The following is a 6,447-nucleotide window of genomic DNA, read 5'->3' on the forward strand; positions in this document are numbered from 1 at the left end:
CACCTTTCCTTTGTTCAATGCCCCGTGACTAAAATGAATCCAATCACCTGGACCACGGACCAGTACATGGGCCATGGTATGTGTATCGGTGATACCGAATCCCGTGAGCAAAGGAGTACGTTTGTCAGCCTTTCCATCGTTATTTGTATCCTCCAAGAAAAATAGTTCGGAACCTTGGGCCACATAAACACCATTTTTATATGGCAATACACTTTGGGGTATGGCAAGTCCGTCTGCCCACGTATTAACTGAAGCATTCCCCTTATCATAAAGACCTGAAAGCACCAATATTTTATCGTCGCCCTTAGTCTTACCTCGATAAAGGTCAAAAATTCTTTTAAAATTGGGATCCTTCTCCTGTGCCTCAGGATTATCCATGAGCTTTAGTAGTTCTTGCCAACCTATGTCGGATACTGGATCTAAAGGATACATCGCTGCAGTTTGTGTCCACAACCTACCAGAATCATCAAATGCCATGTGTATAGGATTAACTATACCATCCCTTTCACTAGCTACCAATTCTACTACAAAGCCTTCAGGAACTTGGAATCCGGCCAATTCTTTTTCTGGAGTATACAGTTCCGTCCTTGAGGACTGAGTCTTACGGTTGTAATCCGGGTATTCAGTCCCTTCAACATCCGTAGCTTCAGACAAAGATGCATTCTCCTTACATCCTAAGTTTAATAAGACTATTGCAAAGCCATATATTAGCAGTAACTTTTTTAATTTCATGTGTATTATTTGAATGTTGCTGATTAAATTAAAGCCTAGTAATAGTTATGTGTTTAAATTCGATTTTGGCATTTCCGCCACTGTGCAATTGGATACCTATTACTCCTTTTGACGGAATTTCGGGGTCCTTTTCTATATATTCCGTAGTCTTCACCCCATTGATATACAGTTCGTGTTTGTTCCCGATGCACCTGATAATATAACTATTCCAGCCATCTTCTTTTAGTAGGTGTTGTAATGTACTTAGGTCCCCTCCAATAAGTTTAGCGCGACGGTGCTCATCATAGATATCTCCCCAATACCCTTTTCCAATATCCGCTTGGTATCCAATAATTTTATCGCCCTCTATAATAGATCGGTATTGGATGCCGCTATTAATTAAACCCGTATCGTGGTCTCCTGTTAGCCGAAAAAGGGCTCGAAATTCAAAATCTTCATAACTATCAGAAGTCCTTAAATACGTATTCACGGGAATATTTGAAATACCATCTCCTCCGGTTATGATACTATCTACAACTGACCAATATTTATTGTTTTCTTTATTTACTACTTCCCAACCCTTTAAGGTGGTTCCATCAAACAGTGAGACTGTAGCACTAGTTGATTGAGCAGTACTACTTAGAGTACCTAAAATAGTAAGAATCAAGAATAAGTATTTTCTATATAATTGGTTTGTTTTAAAACTATTTATCTGTTCTATCCAATTATTATTTCGTCTTAATGGACTTGTCTTAATTAACTTTAAATTGATACTCATAATTACTTATTAAAAGGTTGATGTTATTTTTCTAAAAACATTTTCAGAGTAAAAATTACACCAATCTTTCGAGAATTATAAATTAAATGTGCAATTAACTTTTTAAGTTTATAGATGGAGACTGATTTTATTCATGAGCTCTATGCTTATATAAACTAGAATCATTAAAATAAAAGCAGAAAATATCCTAAACCAAACTAATCTACATTGGAAAACACCATGAAAAAAGTATTTGTCTTATTACTCCTATCCATTTTATTAATAGGATGCAATGAACCTAAAGAACAATCAGAATCATGGATAAGAGTAAACAACCTTGGTTACCTTCCTGAAGCTATAAAAGTGGCGGTAGTAGGATCCAAAGGTGAGACCACTATTAAAGAATTCTCCATTTATGAGGCAGATACCGATAAATTGGTTTACACCTCCAAGAAAGTAGAAGCCAAGGGGGCATATGGTCCATTCTCCGACTCACATCGACTAAATTTCTCGGACTTTCAGGAAACTGGACGTTTTTATATCATGGCCAATGATACCAAATCTCCCATTATTAAAATCAACCCAAATGTATACGATCATACGGCAGATTTTTTGATGAAATACATGCGTCAACAGCGTTGTGGTTTTAACCCTTATTTGGCCGAATCCTGTCATTTAGACGATGCCTATATCATTTATCACCCTACCAAAACAGGAGAGCGACTAGATGTTACCGGGGGCTGGCATGATGCTACTGATTACCTTCAATACACAGCCACCTCGGCCAATGCGGTATTTCAATTGCTTTTTGCCTATAGGGAAAACCCTGAATCATTCGGGGATTATTATGGTGCTGATGGCTTACCTGGCCCCAATGGAATTCCAGATGTTATAGATGAGGCAAAATTTGGAATGGACTGGTTAAAAAAAATGAATCCTTCATCCACGGAATACTATAATCAGATTGCCGACGATAGGGACCATTCTGGTTTTCGTCTTCCCAATAAAGACACTGTAGTTTATGATCCAGCCCATAAGGGTCGCCCTGTTTATTTGGCTAGTGCAACGAAACAAGGATTATTGAAATATCAAAACAGATCTACTGGCGTGGCTTCTACTGCCGGTAAGTATGCCTCTGCTTTTGCCATGGGCGCAATGGTTTTAGAAGAATTCTATCCAGGCTATACCGATGATCTACCACAACGTGCCAAAGACGCTTTTGAATATGGCAAGCAAAATCCGGGAGTGAGTCAGACTGCACCCTGTAAAGGCCCCTATTTTTACGAAGAGGAGAACTGGGTAGACGATATGGAATTGGCAGCAAGTGCCTTGTACAAACTTACCAAAGAGAGCGATTATAAAAAGGAGGCAATCTCCTTTGCTGCCGAAGAGAAAACTACGCCTTGGATAGGACGGGATACCGTAAACCATTATCAATTTTATCCTTTTTTGAATGCAGGTCATCACGAATTGGCCTCTGTTTTAGAGGGGAACGAAAAGGAAAAAGTTAGTGGATATTATGATCAAGGACTCGAGATGTTGTGTGAGAGAGGCAAAGAAAATCCTTTTTTCATAGGCATACCATTTGTGTGGTGTTCCAATAATTTTATTACTGCTGCTGTTACCCAATGTAAATTATATAGGGAATTGACCGGTGATGATAAGTATCTTGAAATGGAAGCTGCATTGCGCGACTGGCTATTTGGGGTAAATCCTTGGGGTACGAGTATGATTGTAGGACTCCCCGAAGATGGAGATTCCCCAGTTGCACCACATTCCTCCCTAACTATTTTGGAAGGATATCCCACTGATGGTGGATTAGTAGACGGACCCGTGTATGGATCTATTTTTAACAGCTTGATAGGTTTGGTACTATATGAGGAAGACGAATATGCTCAATTTCAATCAGATCTAGTAGTTTATCATGACGATGCAGGCGATTATTCTACTAATGAACCTACCATGGATGGCACGGCTAGCCTAGTATACTACCTATCTTCTCTAGAAAGTGAGAGTAGAGCCACCAATCATAAAAAAAGACAAAATAAATACGACCTAAACGGTGCCATAATAAGAGGGGATCAGAAAGAAAAAAATATAAGCTTGGTTTTTACAGGGGATGAATATGCTGATGGTACTTCACATATCTTGGAAACCCTTAACAAACACAATATAAAAGGAGCGTTTTTCCTTACTGGTAACTTTTATCGAGATCAGAACAATAGCGATTTCATAAAGAAAGCTTTGGAGGGCGGACACTACCTAGGTGCTCATTCGGATCAGCATTTGTTATACAACGACTGGACCCCAGAAAAGAAACGCCTGGTATCTCAAGAAGAATTTAAAAAGGATCTTAAGGCCAATTATGAGGAAATGACCAAACATGGAATTAAAGATGAGGAAGCCCCCTATTTTTTACCACCCTATGAGTGGCACGACAATATTATCACCCAATGGGCAGACCAAATGGGGCTAAGCATGATTAATTACACCCCAGGGACACTTTCTCATGCCGACTATACTACGCCTACTGAAAAGAATTATAGAAGCAGTGAAGAAATTATGGAATCCATAATGAACTTTGAGGAAAAAAAAGGGCTAAATGGTTTTATACTCTTATCGCACGTAGGTACGCACCCAGACAGAACAGACAAATTTTACCATCAGTTAGACGGAATGATTGAAAATTTAAATAGTAAAGGATACCAGTTTGATTCGCTTGACAATCTATTACGGTTAAAATAGTCATAAATCCTCTTTTAAAACAGCCCCGTTGAAAACAAATAGGATAAGGACTATAGATGTTATTAGAGCACTTACCATGTTCCTAATGATTTTTGTGAACGACATATGGTCTTTAACAGGCATTCCTGAGTGGTTAGGCCATACAGATGCTAATGAAGACGGAATGGGATTTTCTGACGTTATTTTCCCTTTGTTTCTGTTCATTGTTGGACTTTCCATACCATTAGCTATTAATGTCCGAATCCAAAAAAATGAATCTAAGAATTCCATCCTCCTTCATATATTGGGACGGACAGCTGCCTTATTAATCATGGGGTTCTATATGGTGAACTACGGGGTGATCTATGACGCTAACATGCCTATCGATAAAAATGTATGGCAAATTATTATGGCATTGGGCATTTTCCTTATTTGGATGGATTATAAGCGTCTACCAATACTAAACAAAAGAACGGTGCTGTCTTTAAAGGCAGTAGGTGTAATATTATTACTTTGTCTAGCTTGGATTTACAAAGGCGGAGGCCCGGAAATCACTACCGGAATGCAAATAAGATGGTGGGGGATTTTGGGACTTATTGGATGGGCCTACCTCCTTAATAGTATGGTTTATCTCTATCTAGGTAAAAAATGTGGATGGTGGTACTAACCTTTATAGTATTACTATTTTTAAATGTACAGGAAAACAATTATTTCAACGGGCTACCAGCATTTAAACTAGTTATAAGTGCTTCTAATCACGTTTTGGTGATGGCAGGTCTACTATCACCTTACTATATCTAAAATTTAAGAAAGCTTCACAACCCCGTTATCAATTTCTTACTATTATATGCCTCCTCGGGGGATTATTTATAGGTTATGGATTTTTAATAAGGCCTGAATTTATAATTTCAAAAATATTGGCAACGCCCTCTTGGACAGCTATTTGTATAGGTATTAGTTTATTATCCTATGCTGTTTTATATACAATTGTAGAGAAGCTAGGTTATTACAACTGGGCAAATCCTATTAAACCCGCAGGCACAAGTACCTTAACCTGTTATTTAATGCCCTTTTTTGTGTATCCGATTTTGGCACTTATTGGTTTTCAATGGCCTAGCGTATTGACTATAGGAATCATCGGAATTCTTAAATCATTACTATTTTCTTATGTCATTATTCTGATAGTAGGTGTTCTGAAGAAGCAAAACATTCGTCTTAAAATCTAACTAACATTAAAAAAGTAGACTGTCTTTCTCTATAAAGGAAGCCTTCAGCTTTTGGTCAATTCCATGATTTAATTGCAGTTGTGGCAAGGATTCTTTTAATTTGTAAAATCCAGCATCAGAAATCTGTGTCTCCCAAACATAAAGGCTTTTTAATCCCTTCAAATCCTTCAAAATGGATATGCTCTGATCGGTAATACCCGTTTCATAGGCCTTTAGCATACTAAGCTTGGTAAGTCCTGCTAACTTATTAAACTCGGTATCGGTAATTGGTGTTTTATCAAGTTCTAGCCACTCCAAGTTTTTACACTGGGCCACCAAGTCCATTTCCTGTTCCCCTATGGGGATACCGCTCAGGTCCAATTCAATGATATTGTTCGAGATCCGTTTTAAATCCGTTATAGGTTTAGGTTCATAATTGGGAGGCAAAAAAACCGATATGCTCAAAGCCTGAGAATTACTGCTTATCCTATTTATGGTGATATAATCCGATGCCAAGTTTTGCAGCGTACTATCTGCAACCTTAGGAAGTTTTGCCCAAGAGTCTGTTTTTCCTGATGTCATCATGTTTCTCACTCTGCTCCCCAATGGTTCGTTGCTATCCAAATGGGCCAACTGTAGCGTATCCGAGGCTCCTAGGGCTATCCAGCGTTCCAGAATAGCAATTTCATCTTCGGTCAAGGGAATTTTACCCTCCGGAGGCATGTGATCTTCATGATCTTTTGGCAAGTGAAGTCGTTTAATAAGTTCACTTTCTTCAGGTTTACCGGGAATTAAGGCGTTCCCACTCTCCCCTCCTTTGAGCAGTCCGCCCATATCGGTCAATAGCAATTCTCCTTTTCTTTTATTTGGATTATGACACGAAACGCATTTATCGTCCATGATCCGGGTAACGATATCCTTATAGATCAAGGGGTTTTCAGGAATCTTCTTTTGCCGCTTTTTGGTAGGCAATGCCAAAAACTCCTCCCCATGGGTCACCATACCCCCATAATGGCCGGTAGCTACAACAAGCCCCACCAAGACCACTTG

General features: G+C 38.8%; 5 protein-coding genes. 2 read left to right on the plus strand and 3 right to left on the minus strand.

From position 1 onward, the window contains the following. Both G466_RS22715 and G466_RS22720 read right to left on the minus strand, forming a co-directional pair. Positions 1–732 (minus strand): DUF7133 domain-containing protein (locus tag G466_RS22715; RefSeq protein WP_034236114.1); only part of this gene is annotated, 732 nt, incomplete at its 3' end. 28 nt (positions 733–760) lie between these two features. Continuing rightward, positions 761–1,489 carry a 3-keto-disaccharide hydrolase gene (locus G466_RS22720; protein ID WP_084418997.1) on the minus strand — a complete coding sequence of 243 codons (729 nt, stop codon included), beginning with the start codon at positions 1,487–1,489 and terminating at the stop codon, positions 761–763. A 219-nt stretch (positions 1,490–1,708) separates the two neighbouring features. Between G466_RS22720 and G466_RS0118675 the strand changes: the two genes are divergently transcribed. Together G466_RS0118675 and G466_RS22725 are read left to right on the plus strand one after the other, a co-directional pair. Then, positions 1,709–4,213, plus strand: coding sequence for a glycoside hydrolase family 9 protein (locus G466_RS0118675; protein WP_026814983.1), 2,505 nt, complete (start codon positions 1,709–1,711; stop codon positions 4,211–4,213). 28 nt (positions 4,214–4,241) lie between these two features. Next, the gene (locus G466_RS22725) at positions 4,242–4,859 is read left to right on the plus strand and encodes a DUF5009 domain-containing protein (RefSeq protein WP_157374044.1); all 618 of its coding nucleotides are present in this window, start codon (positions 4,242–4,244) and stop codon (positions 4,857–4,859) included. 565 nt (positions 4,860–5,424) lie between these two features. On the opposite strand, the gene G466_RS0118685 is transcribed toward G466_RS22725, so the two are convergent. After that, the coding region (locus tag G466_RS0118685) for a c-type cytochrome domain-containing protein (RefSeq protein ID WP_026814984.1) at positions 5,425–6,447 on the minus strand (1,023 nt) is incomplete at its 5' end.

The sequence above is a fragment of the Arenibacter certesii DSM 19833 genome (assembly GCF_000429545.1).
Classification (GTDB): Bacteria; Bacteroidota; Bacteroidia; order Flavobacteriales; family Flavobacteriaceae; genus Arenibacter; species Arenibacter certesii.